Origin of the sequence: uncultured Maribacter sp. (assembly GCF_963974015.1) — a bacterium.
In the GTDB taxonomy this organism is placed as follows: Bacteria; Bacteroidota; Bacteroidia; order Flavobacteriales; family Flavobacteriaceae; genus Maribacter.
Genome location: NZ_CAXBBZ010000003.1, coordinates 204,717 through 223,153, shown reverse-complemented (window position 1 = coordinate 223,153; position 18,437 = coordinate 204,717). Strand labels below are relative to the sequence as shown.

Annotated in this window: 13 protein-coding genes and 1 riboswitch; of the genes, 8 read left to right on the top strand and 5 right to left on the bottom strand. The window is 36.0% G+C overall.

The window, feature by feature from the left end:
* Positions 1-17: 17 nt before the first annotated feature.
* The gene (locus tag AACZ41_RS08295; RefSeq protein WP_339627933.1) at positions 18-3,071 is read right to left on the bottom strand and encodes a SusC/RagA family TonB-linked outer membrane protein; all 3,054 of its coding nucleotides are present in this window, start codon (positions 3,069-3,071) and stop codon (positions 18-20) included.
* A 770-nt stretch (positions 3,072-3,841) separates the two neighbouring features.
* On the opposite strand from AACZ41_RS08295, the gene AACZ41_RS08290 reads away from it, so the two are divergent.
* The 6 genes from AACZ41_RS08290 to AACZ41_RS08265 all read left to right on the top strand — a co-directional run bounded on the left by AACZ41_RS08290 (position 3,842) and on the right by AACZ41_RS08265 (position 8,218).
* Positions 3,842-4,147 carry a helix-turn-helix domain-containing protein gene (locus tag AACZ41_RS08290; RefSeq protein ID WP_339627932.1) on the top strand — a complete coding sequence of 102 codons (306 nt, stop codon included), beginning with the start codon at positions 3,842-3,844 and terminating at the stop codon, positions 4,145-4,147.
* 315 nt (positions 4,148-4,462) lie between these two features.
* Positions 4,463-5,185 carry a GNAT family N-acetyltransferase gene (locus AACZ41_RS08285; RefSeq protein ID WP_339627931.1) on the top strand — a complete coding sequence of 241 codons (723 nt, stop codon included), beginning with the start codon at positions 4,463-4,465 and terminating at the stop codon, positions 5,183-5,185.
* Positions 5,186-5,553: 368 nt separating this feature from the next.
* A complete protein-coding gene (locus AACZ41_RS08280; RefSeq protein WP_339627930.1) occupies positions 5,554-5,862 on the top strand; it encodes a hypothetical protein in 309 nt (102 codons plus the stop codon).
* A gap of 996 nt (positions 5,863-6,858) precedes the next feature.
* Positions 6,859-7,254: a hypothetical protein gene (locus AACZ41_RS08275; protein WP_339627928.1), complete on the top strand. Its 396-nt coding sequence runs from the start codon at positions 6,859-6,861 to the stop codon at positions 7,252-7,254.
* Positions 7,255-7,276: 22 nt separating this feature from the next.
* Positions 7,277-7,370, top strand: a riboswitch (SAM-I-IV-variant riboswitch).
* A gap of 95 nt (positions 7,371-7,465) precedes the next feature.
* Positions 7,466-7,861, top strand: coding sequence for a hypothetical protein (locus AACZ41_RS08270; protein WP_339627927.1), 396 nt, complete (start codon positions 7,466-7,468; stop codon positions 7,859-7,861).
* Between the two features lie 114 nt (positions 7,862-7,975).
* Positions 7,976-8,218 carry a hypothetical protein gene (locus AACZ41_RS08265; RefSeq protein ID WP_339627926.1) on the top strand — a complete coding sequence of 81 codons (243 nt, stop codon included), beginning with the start codon at positions 7,976-7,978 and terminating at the stop codon, positions 8,216-8,218.
* A gap of 607 nt (positions 8,219-8,825) precedes the next feature.
* On the opposite strand, the gene AACZ41_RS08260 is transcribed toward AACZ41_RS08265, so the two are convergent.
* On the bottom strand, positions 8,826-10,850 hold the full coding sequence (locus AACZ41_RS08260; RefSeq protein WP_339627925.1) for a thiol-activated cytolysin family protein: 2,025 nt from the start codon (positions 10,848-10,850) through the stop codon (positions 8,826-8,828).
* Between the two features lie 330 nt (positions 10,851-11,180).
* Between AACZ41_RS08260 and AACZ41_RS08255 the strand changes: the two genes are divergently transcribed.
* Entirely contained in the window at positions 11,181-13,052 is a 1,872-nt protein-coding gene (locus AACZ41_RS08255) for a LuxR C-terminal-related transcriptional regulator (protein WP_339627924.1), read from the top strand.
* 1,373 nt (positions 13,053-14,425) lie between these two features.
* Here the strand turns inward: AACZ41_RS08255 and AACZ41_RS08250 are convergent.
* The 3 genes from AACZ41_RS08250 to AACZ41_RS08240 form a co-directional block, all read right to left on the bottom strand.
* Positions 14,426-15,736, bottom strand: coding sequence for an erythromycin esterase family protein (locus AACZ41_RS08250; protein ID WP_339627923.1), 1,311 nt, complete (start codon positions 15,734-15,736; stop codon positions 14,426-14,428).
* A 289-nt stretch (positions 15,737-16,025) separates the two neighbouring features.
* Positions 16,026-16,199, bottom strand: coding sequence for a hypothetical protein (locus AACZ41_RS08245; protein ID WP_339627922.1), 174 nt, complete (start codon positions 16,197-16,199; stop codon positions 16,026-16,028).
* Positions 16,200-16,553: 354 nt separating this feature from the next.
* The gene (locus tag AACZ41_RS08240) at positions 16,554-17,222 is read right to left on the bottom strand and encodes a BON domain-containing protein (RefSeq protein ID WP_339627921.1); all 669 of its coding nucleotides are present in this window, start codon (positions 17,220-17,222) and stop codon (positions 16,554-16,556) included.
* A gap of 735 nt (positions 17,223-17,957) precedes the next feature.
* Between AACZ41_RS08240 and AACZ41_RS08235 the strand changes: the two genes are divergently transcribed.
* The gene (locus AACZ41_RS08235; RefSeq protein ID WP_339627920.1) at positions 17,958-18,407 is read left to right on the top strand and encodes a pyridoxamine 5'-phosphate oxidase family protein; all 450 of its coding nucleotides are present in this window, start codon (positions 17,958-17,960) and stop codon (positions 18,405-18,407) included.
* Positions 18,408-18,437: the final 30 nt, after the last annotated feature.

Below are 18,437 nucleotides of genomic sequence, written 5' to 3'. Positions count from 1 at the left end.
TTTTTCATGTTATCTTTTTAAAAGGTTAATCGCGTTCCCAAGCTGATGATACGCAGTGGAGGCACGGTAGCACTGTTTCTTGTTTCCGGATCCAGCCCTAGGTAATGGGTAAAGGTCAATAGGTTTTGACCTTGTAAATAAAGTTGGCAGTCATAGCCGTGGGTATCTTTCTGCATAAGGGCATAGGTCATCGAAAGTGTTTTTAAACGTAAAAATGAGGCATCCGAAATCGAAGTGTCACTTTGTGTAAACTGTTGAAAAGCTTGATTTTCATCGAATGACTGTCCGGTCGTAAATCGCTGTATGTAGCGCTGATCACCTTGTGCGGACCATCTTTGAAGGACCTCGGTCGGTTGATTTGATAGCCCTCCCGGTATTGTTCCTCCCGTAGACCAGTAGTTACGTCCTAACTGTTTGCTAAATTGAAAGAGCACATCCATTTCAAATTTTCCTAACGTGAACCTATTATTGAAACCTCCAAAATATTCAGGATCCAGACTCTTGACTACCTGCTGATCATCTTCAGGGGATATAATACCATCATTGTTGAAGTCCTCGAATTCATATAATCCGGATATGGGATCTACCCTGTTCAATTGGTACACTTTGGCGATGTTCACTGGTTCACCGACCACCAACGAATTCGAATAGGTAGAACCTTCGAGATTGGGAAAAGAAACCAGTCGGTTCTTGGGAATAGTGAAATTAATAGAAGTTTCCCAGGCGAAATTTTGAGTCCTTATATTTAGGGTGTTCAGCCCAATTTCCCAACCTTTGTTCTCGACGGTAGCCTCTAGGTTTGCGTTAACGGAATTGAAACCTGTAGTACTCGGTATGGGTATGCCCACCAATTGGTTGGAGGATCGGTTTTGATAATAATTACCGTTGATACGCACGCGGTCCATGAAAAGTCCAAGTTCCAATGCCAGTTCCAATTTTTTATTCGATTCCCAACTAAAATCCGGATTGAACAATCGCGTCGGAAATATCCCAACTACATTTTGATAGTGTACTCCTCCAAAAGAATAAGTGTCCAGATATTGATAGTCGCCTATTTGGTCGTTGCCCGAGGTACCATAACTTCCCCTTAGTTTTCCATAATTCAACCAAGTATTTGAATTTTTAATGAAATCTTCCTCCGAAAAATTCCATGCAGCTCCAATGGCTCCGAAATTAGAGAATCGCCTATGCGGCCCAAATCGGCTGGATCCATCCCTTCTTCCTGTTACATTTAAGATATATTTACCCCGATGATTGATATTGACGCGTCCAAAAACGGCTTGATAACGATACTGATTGTCACTATCCGTTAAGGCAAAGGTATTCGAGGCAGCAGAGACGCTTTCTATGAAATTGTTATTGACAAAACCAAATCCTAATTGTGAGAATCGACCAGTGTTCTGATTTTGGTAGGAAAGTCCTGCCAATGTTTCTATGCTGGTTTTTCCAAATTCGATGCTATAATTTAATTGAGGTTCCAATATCCAAGAGGTCCTAGATCCTGTGTTATAGATGGCAGCGGAAGATGCACTGCCAATTCCAAAGGCGGGATTGTAAATCGTTGAGGGAATAGTCTTGATTTCCCTTAAATGGCTCTCCGTATAACCAAGGTTAAGTTTTAATTGTAGATGTTGAAGTAAAGTATAGTCAAAAACCCCGTTAGTGATTAGTGTTGAAGCATTTGTACGATATATCCCCTGTAATCTGTACAATGGATTCCGCCACGTCGAGTTTTCCCAGTTGAGGGTTCCGTCTTCATTGTACAATCTCGGTGCATTGGGCGCCAAGCTGAGTGCCGAAAATGTAATATCGTCGGATGGAAGGTCATTCTCGTTCCACGTAAAATTAGTAGAAAACTGCACGGTCAATTTTTTATCTTGGGAGGTATGCCCAATATTGGCCAGTCCCGATATTTTTTTGTTGTTGAAATCCCCTGGGAAAACACTCGTCTGCCTATGAAAATTACCGCTTACCAAAAACCGGGTCAGACCATTACCTCCAGAAAGCGATCCTTGGAAATTATTCAAATAAGAGGTTTTACCGAAAAGTACTTTTTGCCAATTTGTTTGTCGGTCAAGATCCCAGGTACCATTTACATCGTAGGCATTGAAGGGTAGGGGTTCGGTTCCATCATTGGAAAAGGCTTCCCTTCTCATGGTCAAGTATTCCGCTGTACTGAGCAAATCCATAGTTCTGGATACCGTACCCAAACCTGATTGCACGTTAAGATTGAATTCTGTCCCCTCCATGTTCCCTCTTTTTGTTGTGATCAAAACAACACCGTTAGCACCTCTTGAACCATATATTGCCGTGGCATCGGCATCCTTTAAGATTTCTATACGCTCAATATCCATTGGGTTTATGGTATTCAATGGACTAAAACCGAGCCCAGGCAAGATTCCGGATGCAGCTTCCTCCCCCAAACTGGAAGAGGCATAGGGAACTCCATCTATCACATAAAGCGGATCGTTTCCCTGTGTCCGTATACTGTTCCGACCTCTGATTTTGATATCGAAGCCCGCTCCCGAGATTCCAGAGGTCTGGGTGATTTCTACCCCCGACAAACGTCCTTGCAATGCTGCCAATGGGTTTGAAACCGGCTGCTTTTCCAGTGCCTCGGCACCTACTTTGCCAATACTCCCCGTACGTTCTTTCTCGGTCACGGTATAATACCCTGCATTGAGGACTACTTCATCCAATTGGGTAACATCTTCCTCCATGACAACATTTATTTCCTGTCGACCATTTATGGAAACAAACTCGGTCTTAAAGCCCATGGCCGAGAAGTTTAGAAGGCCATCAAGGTTTACTTGGATACTGTAGGATCCATCAAATTCAGTTATTGTTCCAGCATTCGTTCCTCCAATTTGGATGGTTACTCCTGCGATGGGTAGTCCGTTGGTATCAGTAACGGTTCCTGAAATGGTGGACTGGAAATAATAGGTCTCGTTATAGGCTTCCTTTTCGGTAAGGGTTTTCGCCTTCATTTTTAAGCTAAGAAAAGGGGATAAGAGCAAGTATACGGTAAGGAAGGTTAAGAAGCCATTCTTTATAATTGGTATTTTTTTCATAATTTAGATAGTTGAGTTATACAATCGATTTAAGTTCCGTCAACAGCCTTTAATGAGATATTGAAGGGTTGATTTTTCCAAGGAAACCTACCATTGAATTACGTCTAAGCCTGATGCGTTGATGTAAAGCAAGGATTGTCCTGTCCAAGTTCCATATAGGTTTGGATACTGGATTTTTTTAAAGTGGATGGCTAGAATTGCGATGTATGGCCGGATGCCATAATATTTTTTTGATCAGCTTTGGGAAAAGGGTTTCGTTAACCGGAAAAGATGAATCGTAAGCCCAAAACTATAGCCAAGTAAAAATTAGACTGGGTTTTTTGGCTTTTTTTGGAACAAGCGATCAAACGAACTATACTTGGTTCCATAGGTTGGAATCTGTAGTAGCTTTCGCGCTTCTTTTAAATTTCCAAATAATTGATTTGCCATGATTCCCCAGATGGTTTGGCGACACATTCATGAAAAACTAAAGAAGAAACGCTAAGAAAAAGTTGGGCGTGAAACTCAACTTATTGATCTGAGGTACTGGTATACCGTGCAACAATAAGAGAGCTCACGCCCGGGTCGTGAGCAATCTGCTTATTCTCTCGTTGCACAAAAATTACCAGTTTTCAGATCGAGATTCAAAGCGAATGCTTCTAATACTTTCTTATAGAAGAATCGCAAATTTATTACTAAGATACTAATATATGAAAAATATCTTAATCGTTCGCTATAGCGAACAGTTATTTGTTAACAATTGATTTGATTTAAATATTATTATATAATTGATGGCTAATAAAATAGATAAAGATAATACTAATAAGGCTAATGCTTTGGTCAATAAGTATTTGTGTGTTTTTATCCATCATAAATTTTTAATAAAACCAAAAAATCAACAAGGTGTGGAAGTGAGCCAAAACCAATATGCAAAATTATGTGGATTATCCTCATCTACCATTACAAAGATTAAGGAGACTGAAGGGTATGATATACCTATGTCTACCATTTATAATATATGTCGACATGAGAAATTCTCTTTGAAAGAATTTTTTAAACAATTTGAAGGTAAGTATGGAGTAAATATACCTCAGTAATTAGAAAAATTTCATTGGTTAAACTACTTCTAAATCTTTCCTAAATCTAATAAATTCAAGGTTCTATAACAATGATTCTATTACCTCTTGTGTCGTAAAATACCTCTAAAAATTACAATGTTAATTATATCACTATTTGAAATAAATTCAAATTTAAAATAAATTAGACTTCTCCCTTGAAAATATAACTATGGTTAAATAGTAATATATGTTTCATTAATATAATGATTACTAATAAAGGAAATTTGGTTTAACCTTTTAATAATTAATATAGACACGACCCGCTCATTGAGCAATTCCCAAAGGGACTTTAAAATGAGAACAAAATTTCAAATAAATATCTTACCGACTCAGTTGAATCTTAAAAAAATTGAGGAATGGCTTATCGAAGAGGAAAAAAATTATAATGAAGGCTTTTATTGTAACTGGACAATTATTGCAAAAGCGTTTAAAAATGGAGCCTTAATAACATTTGATTTTGACGAGATGCCAATCGGATTTCTCGTTTGGAGCAGAGGTGAAATCCATGCAGAAATTGACGTTCTAGAAATTAAACCTGATTTTCGTAATAAAGGGATTGGGGAGTTTTTCTTTAAGCAATTTTCTGATTATCTCAAAAAAAATAAATTTCTAGTGATTAAATTGTTTTGTGCACCAAAAGAGTCTAAAAAATTCTGGAAAAAAATGGGTTTTATTAAGTTTCCGCATAGAGGATTTTCAGAAGCCAAGTTGACATATTTTAAACCATTAATTAACATTCAACGTAAATCAAAAAATAGACAGCCTGGTCATTTAATAGAAATATGGAACGTCGAACCGCATCTGAAAAATAATTATTCACCAAAATGGACTTGGAATATAAAACTTAATAATGATGTATTAATTTTACCAATTATTCACCCTTGCAATAGTAATTGGAATATGAGGTGGTCAAAAAATGGAGAAACCATAAAGGAAGACAAAGTTAAATATTTTGATATAGAGGAGAATAGAGTGGATTACAGTCCTTTTATATATATTGAAAAATTGATTGAATAAAGTACATACTTTAAGTGCTTGACTCTGGCATGACGATTTCAAGGTTTTATTTACTCGCTAAGAATCTAGATTCACTTTGAATGAAAAGTATTTTTTTGCATATTGTTGGTGTTTACTAATATAATTTAATAGCAAAGCCGATTAACATTTTTGTAACTTTTAAGAAATAGCGAAATGTTTGGAAAAACAAATTTACATGTTAAGAATAGCTGAAATTTTTAGAAAAGACCCAAAAGTTATCTGCACCTTTTAGTGAACTTTATTAACCATTTCAACAGCCTTCTGATTTCCGAGTAGCACATTTCATAAGCAAACTTTACTTCCTAATCGGTATTGATGACTCTACTATTAGGCCTCGTCCGTACTATATGTTGCAAAGTAAACCGCAGCTTACGATCTTTCCCATTTGCAAAGGCTACGAACTCTCCGGGTCTAAATCGAAAGAATATATCCGCCCTACGATTGGAAACCTCTTTTTTCCCTTTGGTAATTCTGCTTTCCAAGCCCAGGCCACTGCTTTTGCTGATGCTGTGGGTCGGTTTTTTAATGATTTCGAAAAAAAATTCGTAATATTTGGTGGTGTTCATGTAGTAGACCCAATAGTCCTTCGATATATCGGTTTTGCACCATTTCCTATAGTGGTAACAGGCCAATTATCAGGTCAGGTATACCTCTAAAAAAAATGCCTTTACCGGCAACTAATGACATCGAACCCCGCTTTGAGATTATAGAGAATGGAAATGACAATTTTGCACAACGGAATCGTTGGCGCAAAACCCCTTTTTGTTTTCGGAATGAATGGCACAATTTCCATGTCTTTAATTACCTTTTTTCAATTACCCTAGCGTTAATTTAAGTTGTAGTCATTTTGAGTATGACTATTTGAATTATAAAATATCGCATGGCTTTATTTTATAGCTGGAAATGGACAATTTTAATTAAATAGTTCTAATAATTAAAATATCCATTTCTATTTATCTACGAGGAGATTTATGTTTTATAAATAAATTCTTTGTCCTATAATTCACTTTTATAATATGCAAGACCAATAAACTGAATCTTATCGGTTGAGGAATAAATAATATAGATTGTTATGTTTTGTATCCATTTATTAAAGTACCTTTAGTTATACGAATGATTTCGAGGCAAAAGTTACCTATTCGGTTACCTGATATTTTAAAAAACCTGTAATTGTTTGATAATAAAGGTATTGAGGTGTGGAGGGTTAGTTCTGCCACCCCGACTGAATATTTTTAAACCCTGACAATCAATTGATTGTCAGGGTTTTCTGTTTTTATGAACACTGTCAAAACCAGCCAAATTGGAATAAATTTCAAAACGAAGGTGTCCTATTGGGTTTCCTATTTCTACTGAATATTTCATGAAGGTCGGTAAACAAAGAGTTTTAGCATATAGGTTCGTCGAGGAAACAGGATTCGAACCAGTGACAATAATACATTATCTTCCAACTATTTGTCAATCAATAAACCCGATGGGTATCTGATTTTAAGCTTTATTCTATTCTCGATGGCAAATACAATTTGCAGAATTGTCCAAAAGCATATTAATTAGCATGGTAGCCTAATGATTCAAATCATTTACTTTCCTGCCTGTTGTACCTATATTCATACTTCATAGATTGTCTATTGACGTACTGAATAAAATCTACATTTATGAAAGCGCCCAAGAAATGGCTCAAAATTATTTCACTGTTCTTTACGGTGTTAATCCTTTTTCAAAGTTGTGCTACGTTTAAAACCCATGTAACCCTTGAACAAGCAGTTCAAGATGAGAAATCAGTCAAGATTATTACAGTAACCGATGATTCGTATAAATACAAATATATTGTCTATGAGGACGGTCTGTTCTATGGTGTAAAGGATAACCCAGGAGAAGATGTGAAATTCCCCATTAATGCCGACGAGGTGGCTGAAGTATTAAAAAAAGAAGGATTATCAACTTGGGCTATGATTGCCATTATAGCAATACCGGTTATTATAATAGCATATATTTTAATTAAAGATGCTATTTACAAAAATATGTCTTTCGATATTTTTCCAGAAGAATGAAGTTCGGATCGATATCAACTTGAAGTAGTATCAGGAACGCAATTTTGCGTACCAACCGAGCACAAAAGCTATGGTGGTTCAGAATACGGACTTTTCAGTCAAAAAAAATGATTCAAAATTGTTTATGGCAATCATGATACATATCATTTGTTAAAGAATTTCCCCAAGGTACATTTAGATTTATTTTAAAACGTAGATATAAATACACCAAATGAAAAACTTAAGAAGAAAAGGGTTGGTAATTTCTTGTCTTTTCGCTGCATTGATCCTTTTAGAGGGATGTGTCGTTTATCAAAATAAGCCTGTTACGTTAGAGCGGGCATTTCAGGAGGGTCTAAAAACCAAAGTCGTAACAGATAATGACAACACCTATAAATTTAAGCGTATTGGATTTGAAGATGGACAATTTTATGGGGTAAGGAAAAGCAACGGAGAAATAACAAAAGTTCCATTACTGGAAAATGAACTCACCAAAATAGTGCTAAAAAATGAACCCATGTCGACTCTTCTAACTATTGGTGCGTCAATAGTTTCAGTATTTGGGGTTTTGATAATATTGTTTATAATAGATACTGGGGGTGGAGATTTGTACGGGGGGCTAGATTAACATGCTACCAAAATTAGATCTTTACATCTTAAGGAGTCCCCTATATCCTGGGTGTTCTCAGCAATTATAGCATATACAAACTATTTACCAACTTAATGGACGACTGAAGCTACCATGAAAAGTGTAAAATTGCATAAAAAATCATTTATCATTTCCATTATTGCCGCAATGTTATTCTTCGCTAGATGCGGAAAAGATTCTTATGACATTGTCGTATGCGACTCTTGTCCTTCTTCAAAACCATGGTCACTCTGGAGTATAGATTTAAGGCATCCGTGTTTTGAAACTAAAAGTGAATGTCAAACGTGGGCAGAAGGACTTTATTTTGATCCTGAATGTCAAAAATGTGACAAATAAAATGTTTCTTATAAGAAGGTTATTGAAAAATATTCATATCAGTCTATTGAAATCCTTTTTATCTCCTCACTTACCCTTTTCTGGACAACTTTTAGTGTACTTTGATAGGTAATCGCCCACTATGCCATACTGGTCATACCTACTGCCTTTATAATTGTCCAAATAATAAAGGGTTATATAAAATTTGAACTCCGTTAAATCTATTTAATATTCCTTTTCTGTATTTACTGGACGAAAGCACCAAAACGCCTCGATACAACAGAAGAATGCACTCTACTTTGGGGTATGAAACTATAGAGGAATTTGTAACAGAAATGCACCATCAAAAAATAGCAGCATGACTCTTATCTAATTATTCACTTTTTGTTGCAAGTCCAATCCCATAAAAGGTTAATTAAAAAAACTACTAAAAATGAACAAAAATGAAACACCCTGGGATATGGTCGGGCAAGTTTAAAATAAGACCCATAAAACGGCTGTTTTAAAAACTCTGAATATTACATTTCTTGTAGGAAAATGAGGTTTTATAGAAAGGAACAGCAATAAAACAACAGCCGACACCAAGTTGTTGAATCACAACTTAAGGTGCCGACTGTCTTTGTACTAACTAGTCGATTACATAAGGTCCGTCTGCCGCTCCGTACAAATCATTTCGAACAAAAAATGTTTTGCCGTCTGTTCCGAAATAGAGTAATTTTAGATCTCCATTACCCAAAGTCACTTTGCAACCGGCACCAACAGCATCTAAAGCCCATGTACTTTTATCATAATCCCTAAAATCCCTTTTCTCTGTCCATTCACGGGTTATAACCGTGCCCGTAGTTTGAGCACCTAATAAAGGAATTCTAGTCCAACGATCTACGATATAATCCTCATAGGCATAAATGTTACCTGCCCCTCTTTCTATATAGATATGGCGGTATTTGTAAATATTATGTACAATAATACCTCCAAAATAGTTTTCTTGTTCCGTGGTTTTGGTATACCCCAAATAGGCAGAGGCCCCAAAACCTACACTGGCAAATGGGAAGCTTTCCCCAGTAGCTAGATCGGCATTATGCACCTCATTGGTATTAAATGGACCGGAATAACTAGTACCAATATAGGAGTTGGGAATAGTATTGCTATTTCCTGCATAAGGTCCTGGGTCGAATTTAAATTTCACAAACTCCAAACTTTCTTTATCGTATAGCCAAATTTCACCAGGTACGTAAAGCACACCAGCACCTACAGCATCGTAACGTACCGTCCCCAAAGGAGCATTTGAATCTTTTATTGAAAATTTTTGTGATACAGCTCCAGTATTCCCATTAAACCACACATATTCTGTACCTGCTCCGTTGAAGAGTATTGAGTTGGAACCGGCCACTGCCGTAGCCGCACCTATTCCATCTTCAAATAAGCCAACCAAGGCCTGATATCCTAAAGGAGGTCGTACACCTCTAAGCGTACAATTCACGGCATCATATTCTGTAGCTAATTTGGTGCCAACCGTTTTACTAGGTTCAAGTACACTTTTGACTACATAGGATAAGGGTAGCGCTTCTGCTATATTGGTGCTTTCTGCCAATGTTTCACCGATGGTGTTGATATCCACTACGCCTGTTAGGGAAAATGCACTTTCCGCACTACCGCCATAAGCAATAATCTTAGTTTTAACCTCTTTTAAAGAATTGTACTGATTGTATTCCACTTCTCCTTCCAATTTACCTCTGAATCCATTGTAGGTGCCTTCAATTCGGGCCTTAAGCTCAGTTATTGAACTTGTGGATTCTACCATCATATAAAATATACGGCCATAAGTTACAGAGGAGATAAATGTTGCCGGATTATCGGCTTGTATATATGGAGCAAGGTCTTCTCCTGTAACATCAGGTGCAAAAATATCGTCCAAACCATTGATTTGATCCATAGACATAGTGTAATACTCCTGTGTTAATTTTACCAGTACCCTGTTGTATTCCTTATCATTTGAAAAAGAAAGATCGGCAGAAGCGTTGATGTTATAAGACTCATAACTCACACCTAATTCCAATGCCATCTGTTCTTCGCTATAAATCTCCTCCACATCCAATTGAAAATTAGCAGGAACGATATCTGGATCATTAGCGATTATTTCATTCATGGCTATTTGAATACTGGACTTTTTAACTTGATCTACTGAACTTGCCGAAACAGGATTGCCATTGATCAAATTATAAGAAACCGTACCACCAGCACGGTCAACATTAATACTTGAAGGGCTATTACTATTTAGTGTTTTTCCCTGCAAAAGGTTCCCGGGCCAAATGTTTTCCGCATTAGGATTAAAAAGCGCGAATTTTCCACTGCCATCCAAAACACTTACTTTTTTAGTGGTACACAAATAAGTATTCGTAATATCTCCACCAGAAGCAGTTTCAATATAATCTTCATAATAGGGCTCAGAAACTTCAAGGGTATCTGCCACACGTGATGCTGGATAATCTTCTATAACACCTTGGGATAAAACAGAGGCTATAGAAGAATTATTGGGTTCATCTCCAGGGCCATCGCCAACATCGTCTTTACTACAGCTTTGAAATACTACTAAGGCAATACTGCATAGACTTACAAAAAGTCTCCATTTAAATTCTGATTCTTTTGTTTTCATAATTGTTTTTTAAGGATTCAACACTCCAAAACTAGAAGCCCAGCTCGGCAAAACCTAAAAACAACACTAGACAAAACATGGACAAAATTCCATCTTAGCACTTAAAACAGCCTAGACAATTGAAAAATTGAAATGCACAATAAGCCAATAAACATTTGAGTATCAATATTTTAAAAAATATTTTACTGCTCAATCTTATTACAGGTGTCTATACAAATCCTAGACAGCTGCTTTTTGGGATAAAATCCTCTATTTAGTTGTATTATCTTTATAAAAGAGGCATTTTTAACAGAATTACCTAGGTGTTTTAACTTAAAAAGTAAATTTAATATGAAGAAATGGACACTATTATTGCTAATAATTGTTCCGCTATTATCCATTGGTCAAGATCAAAAAAAAATAGACAGCCTTCTCATTCTTTTGAAAAATGCAAAAACTGACTCTACAAAAAACGACCTTTTAATAAACGTTTGGGATCATTATGTTGACACAGACGGTAAAAATGCAATAAAATTTGCTCAAAGATTGGTTGATTTAGGTAAATCTTCAAAAAAAGAATCAATTTTGGCGGGTGGCTACATGCGTCTAGCCATATCACATGGCTATATTTCAATTGATAGCTCATTGAAATACAACAAGCTTGCCTTGCATTCATATCAGAATAGAAGAGACACGCTAAGAACTGCAGTAATTCAAATGAATCTAGGTGTCGATTATACAGATCTAGGGGAATATGACAAAGCACTAAAAGCTATTGATGAGGCTTTTATTGGATTTAGCGTTATGAAAGATACTTTGGGTATGGGCCAATCACTTGAAAATCGTTGCAGGCTTCATTTTGTTAAGGGCTTTTACAAATTAGCTTTAATTGATGCAACGGAAGCTATTCGCCATGTACAAAAGACCAATAACCAAGATTATCTGGAGCGGATGAATAGCAGGTTAGCCGAAATTTATAATGTTCTTGGGGATACAATTGCCGCTAATAAAATATATAACAATATCATCAATCAGATAGATAAAGACGTTAACTTACGAAAATTGCTACAATATAGAGTATCACAGGCTGAAATGTTTATTCTGCATAATTATAATTTGAATATTGCAGAAAGGATTCTCAAAGAGAGCAAACCAAAAATTCAAGAGTTAGGCGACTATTTAACGTTGATAAATGTGAACAATGCATTTGCAAATATTAAAATTCGAAAAAAAGAATTCCAAGAATCATTAAAATATTTAGATCAAAATAAGCATCTATTCAAAGATTTTGGTAGTGACAAACTAAAATCACAAACCTTTAATATGCTCGGTTCAGTACAACTCGAATTAAAAAACAATGTTAAAGCAAAAGAATTTGCTTTGAATGCCTTATCGCTCTCTGAAAAAATTGGAATATTGGAAGAACAAGTACAGGCTTATGGAATTCTGACTGAAATCGCAAGTCAAAACAGAAATTATCAAGAAGCACTCGAATATCAAGAATTAAAATCTTCAATATATGATAGTCTATACAACATCAAAAAAGTGAATCAAATTCAGGAGTTAAATATTATTCATAAAACCGAAAAAAAAGAAGCCGAAATCACCCTACAAAAAGAAGAAATCAACACACTAAATGAAAAAGCTAAAGTAGACAAACTAACGAAAGGCCTTTATGCAGGGGGCATGTTCTCTGCTTTCGCCTTGTCAGGACTTTTATTTTTTGGTTTTCGCCAACGTGTTAAAAAAAACCGTATTGCTAGGGAAAAGCAAGAGGAAATATACAAACAGGAAATTGAACACAAGAAAAAAGAATTGGCCAGCCAGACCCTTCATTTGGTTCAGAAAAGCAAGTTCATTTCTGAATTAAAGGACAACCTGGAAAAAGTAAAGAACTCTCCCGAATTGTTTAAGATAGAGTTCAAGCGTATCGTTATGCTCTTAAAAAAACAAAGTGCAGCAGATAAGGATTGGGAAGTTTTCAAATCCTATTTCTCTGAAGTGCACCAAGATTTTGATGAAAAACTTCAAAGTCTCAATTCTAAAATCACCGATAAGGAACTACGTTTGGCCTCCTATGTAAAAATGGGACTGAACAATACTGAAATTGCAGATATCCTTAATGTATTGCCATCTAGTATACATACCTCTAAATACCGTTTAAAGCAAAAATTAAATATTGATAAGGAATTGGATTTTGATGGTTTTATCAAGAGCCTTTGAAAATGAGTACAGCATCAGGATTTATATCGGCAAATTAGAATATTTACGGTTTTCTTATGTATAAAAGTATACTATTAAAATATTTTTAGATTTTTTAATCAGTTATCTAATTCTTTTCGTGGATTTGACAGGTTTCGGTGAACCAACAATTTATGGGGCAGCCCTCGAAATCTGTATATTTCATTAGTTCCTTGGCTTTTTAGACTTATATATTGACGTTTAAACTACATAAAAGTCCACTAATAACACATGAGTCATATAATAAGCTTAAAATCGATTTACAACCATTGGATATTTCTTTCCTATTTATATTGCGAAAGCACCAAAACGCCGCGATACATGTCCTAATAGGTGTCTTATCTTGAAAAAAAAATTGTTATAAAATTTTGATTTACAATAAATTGTGATATGAAGTTTGAATCCTGCCACCCCAATGGAAATAGTATTTTTTAAGACCATTTTGAGCGAGATCTATTCGGTTACTTATTACTTTAGCTTCCGATTAATTTTCTTGCAAATTCGCAATTTGCTTTTCGCAGCGATTTGACTTTCGTTTAACTGATTCAATAATCTTTAAAAATGAAAGTTATGAAGACAACACGAATTCTTAGTCTCCATTTTTGACTTAAGGGAAAGGTTGAAAGAAAAGATCGAAGTTCAACGATTTAAATACATATTATGGTTAATGGTCAACGTGCCGAGCTCAATATACAGGAATATCTTCGACCAGATTATTAGTGCACTGATACAGGAAGGGTTGATCCTAAGATTTCGGGTGCCCAAAGAATTAATGACAATCTTTCACAAGTTCATTCTGAACTTATAGAATGTAAGAAGGGTCTTAAGCGATAAAGAATATGTATCACTGTTCAAACAATTAAAGCTAGATATCTTGGAGATGATAAGTAGCTATAGAACTTATAAATTACCACAAAGAGCGTTAATTAAAAAAGCTTGAAACTACCTCCTCCGTTTTATCAAAATGAAGTGTAAAACAAAGTATATAAACTTTGGTCAGTCAAATTAAGCCTTTGTCCTTTTGTTTAAAAATTATCTTGCGCAAATGCAATCCTTTGATGAAATTCCAACCTTTAAACTTGAGCTTAGAATTAACCAAAAAAGAAGAAGCCAAGAAAAGACCTCCCAAAGTGGTTGAAATCTTATATATATTCAAGCCGTGCTCTCTTTCATGCCCTGTAAGTGTCCATGAAACAGTTTTGGTTCTGGGCATTACTTATTTCAATTAAAGATTCTTACTTCAATATTTTTCATTTAAAATTATCAAGAAAAACTAGAGATCGGGGTACAATGAACATAGGTTGAATATCAAAGAGGGCATTCATTTATAGAAAACCTAAAAAAGTACATTTACCCTAAAACGCCCATGGATAGGTTTCCGGAAGTTGGGATTTATCCACATAAACATCCAAGGGGTGCACCCCCTCTGAAGAATCGATATGGATGAAGACATTATATCTATCGGGCATGACCGAGGGTACATAATTCCCTATTTTTTCATATTTTGGGTGATACACCACCCCAATGGCACGGTGCCCTATTGAACTTTTAAATAGTTCGTTATCTTTTATTTCATCCATGAAAACGATTTGATTGCCCTTACCGGTTTGATGCAATAGATATTCCCAGGAACCTTTTACCGCTTCAGGAACGTTCATATTCCGCATAGGTGCTCCCCATTCAGATCCTGCTACTACAGAACCTTGGTTTGATCCAAATCCAACAATTTTCGGATTATAGCTTGGAAGTTGTTCGCGTACCAATTGACCAATATTGATGGTATTGTCAAGTGCCATATCCGTAGCACGGGCATCGCCGACATGGGTATTGTGCTCCCAAATTATGGCTTTGGCATTGGGGCCGTGAAAGTGCAACAATCGGACTAAAGTATCCATCATATGGTGGTCACGCAAGTTCCAGGAACTTTGATTTGCCGAGACCATAGAACGGTAATATTTTTCTGCATTTTTAGCGATATGGGCATTTTGTTCCATATTTAGGGCCGCTTCGATATCGGTATTAAAAGTTGGTACGCGTTTCTTTATATCACTTAATAATGAAACAACCTCATTTTCACAGGTCTTGGGTAAAAAACGCTGTAAAGACCGTGCGTAGGCCATGCCCATTTCATCTCCAAAAGGCTCGAAACAGCCCATGGCCCTTTTAGCTGAAGGCAAGAGTGTTCTATCGTGTATTTTTAGATAGTCGACTATAGCCTCAATTGATTCCCAAAGGCTATAGACGTCTAGACCATACATTCCTACCCTTTTATGGGCGGACAAATCAGCATTATGCTTGTATAGCCAATTTACCAAGGTTTCAATTTCCCAATTCGCCCACATCCAAGTTGGCCATCGATTAAATTCCTTAAGCACATTGACTGAACTATTATGGCTGTTTTGATAGTGCTTTACATAACGGTTTACGCGATAGAAATCGGGCCAATCGCCTTCTACGGCAATAAAATTGAATCCGTGTTCTTGAATCAGTCGTTTACTAATGGCTGTACGCCATGTATAGTATTCATGAGTGCCGTGTGATGCCTCGCCCAAAAGCACAAGTTTAGAATGCGAGAGTTCCTCGATTAGGGGATCGAGGTCTAAGACATTCTCAAGTTTTTTACTCACTTCGCTAAGTTTCTTTATTCGCTGTTGTTCAATATTCATAACCTGTTATTTATAAGGTGCTATCTACTACTTGTACCCATATACCCTTGGCCTCAAGATTTAAGAAATGATCAATAGAATTTTTCATCTTTCTTTATATTAATAGGTTCAATTTTGGGAGGTAATCCTAAAATTCTTAATGCCCCTTTGCTTAAAATAGATTTTTAACGGTACGTTTTGCTGCACCCAAGGTAAATTAGTGGTAGGGTCTCTATAACCGTTATCAACTTTCACCTTTACACCCGTTTTTACAACCTGTATATCAATTTTTTATAATCATTCCCAAATTTTAAGACAATGACCTCGGTTTCGGCCTTGACACCCGTAACACTTGCATTCGCTTTTTCGACGACATTTTTTTAGGATAGGCATCTACGATACCGGTGAAGGTCAACTCGCCACCCTTATAGATGAGCCCTATCTGTGTCTTATCGACATCGGATAGGAATACCGGTACATCCAAAAAAACTGTTTGATTTCTGCAACCGTTTTCATAATCACATTATTTTAATTTCATTTACATAAACCTGATTTTATGTAGATTAGGGAGAAATCTTATATTATAGAATTAAAAGTAAAAGCATTTTATATCGCTCAAAATGATACACATCATGTTGGGATTGAATTTTTGTCGATTCAAAAAAATCTTTTTTAATAATAGCTCGAATTCCATTGACCTTACACGATATATTTTAATTTTTCAGGCATTATCTATTCTTATAATAGGTCAAATTGAAAAAAAACAGCCCTGATTTTTTATAGTAAATCAGGGCTGTCACCAACAAATAAAGTCAATAACCTATTGAAATGTGAATAGTTATGCATATTCCGTGTAATACTGAATATTCAGTTCGTTATTTACGTAATATACTCCTGGTGCACGATAAGCTGCGGTTTCGGCATCTTCCTTTTCTTTTAAAGAATGTACCTTGCCCCTAAGGGTTACAGTATGCCCATCGGTTAAAACGGTAATATTTTTTGCATCTAATTCGGCAGAGCGTTCAAATGCTTTTTTGATATTATCCTTAACCTCAAAAGGTTTTACATCCTGTTTTATGGTAATGTTATTGATGACGCTACGTACCCCTAATAGGTTTTCGACGGCACTTTTTGCCGCATTTTTTTGATAGCCCCATTTAACTTCCCCTGAAAGATATACCCAACCGTCCTCAACTTTGACCGTCAAGTTCTTTTCAGGTACCGATGAGTTCCATTCGAGGGCATCTACAACGGCCTTTGCAATCTCTTTATCCGTTTTCTTAAAATCGTTGCCATATTTTACTTCAATATCGCCTGCAAGAGCTTTAACTCCTTCAACCCTCTTTACCGCCTTTTCTGCGGCAACTTTCTTGGAATAGTTGTTAAGCACACCACTTAGTGTTACGATCCCATTTTCAACGATGACCCCAATCTCAGTTTCGTCTACATTGGGTTCCCATGCCAATTCATCCAATACATCCTCTTTAATTTCTACATCTGTTTTCATGATATTTTAATTTTATGTTAAACAATTAATTAAGGTCATAAAGATATTCTTGAGCTATAGGATATAAAATGATGTAAATCATTAGGGTTGCCTTTTAACAAGAAGTGTTCTAAAAAAAAAGATTTTCAGAACACTTCTGGTGGTAGTCTCAGACTTAATTCGGTTAATTGGGACTTTACGTATATACTCTATACGTCAGCAGCAAAATATGCCGTTCATTGCAGAACTTTTTTATACAATGGCTTTTATTGTGGTCTTGGCAATTTCCATATCGTTAGGATTCTTGGAATCTGCGATTTCACACTTCAATATTTTCCACAACTACCTTAGAGGCATTTACCGCTACTATATGATTGTAATACGGGCTTTGTGCAAATCGTTAAATTCTTTATTGCTAACCGGTATTTGGGCGAAAGACTTTTTTATTCGTTGTTGAGATTATTAAAAAAAAATAATAATCTCGTATTATCAAGGCAGCGGTTAAATGATTCAACTTGTTTGCCCGAAGCCATTTTATATGTTATTGTTACAAAATGATTTAAGTCATTCCAAATAAAATAGGTTTGCCATTAATTTAAATAATAGTGGTTTTGCATTAGGAATTTCAGCGGTAATGCTTCTATCTTTTGTATCAATTTTGACAAAGAATGGTAAGGTATTAAAGCGAAAAAACCTACCTATAGGGTCATGCCCAAATAGAAAAGCTACAAATTCTGATCATTTATTTTTTAAGCCATGTTGGGAGAATTAACCGCCAATCAGATAGAGGTAGTTTTGTACCGCGAAGTAGTAGGAAGAATCGGTTGCCATGCCGATGATATTACTTATATAGTACCAATCACTTATGCTTATGATGGGGAATATGTTTACGGACACACAAAGGAAGGAATGAAAATCGATATTATGCGGAAGAACCCGAACGTTTGTTTTGAAGTTGATGCCATAGAGAACATGAGTAATTGGCGCAGCATAATCGCCTGGGGAACGTTTGAAGAACTTAAGACCAAGGAAGAACGAGGTTCGGGCATGCAGCAACTAATTGATCGTGTTTTTCCTTTACTGACAGGCGAAACGACTATTAGCCATTCAATGACCGATGGACATGGAAAGTATGTTGAGGCAATGAAAGGTGTTGTTTATAGAATCAAATTGACAAAAAAAACGGGGCGATATGAAAAACGGTAATTCTTTGAAATTTTTGCGATTTGGTATTTA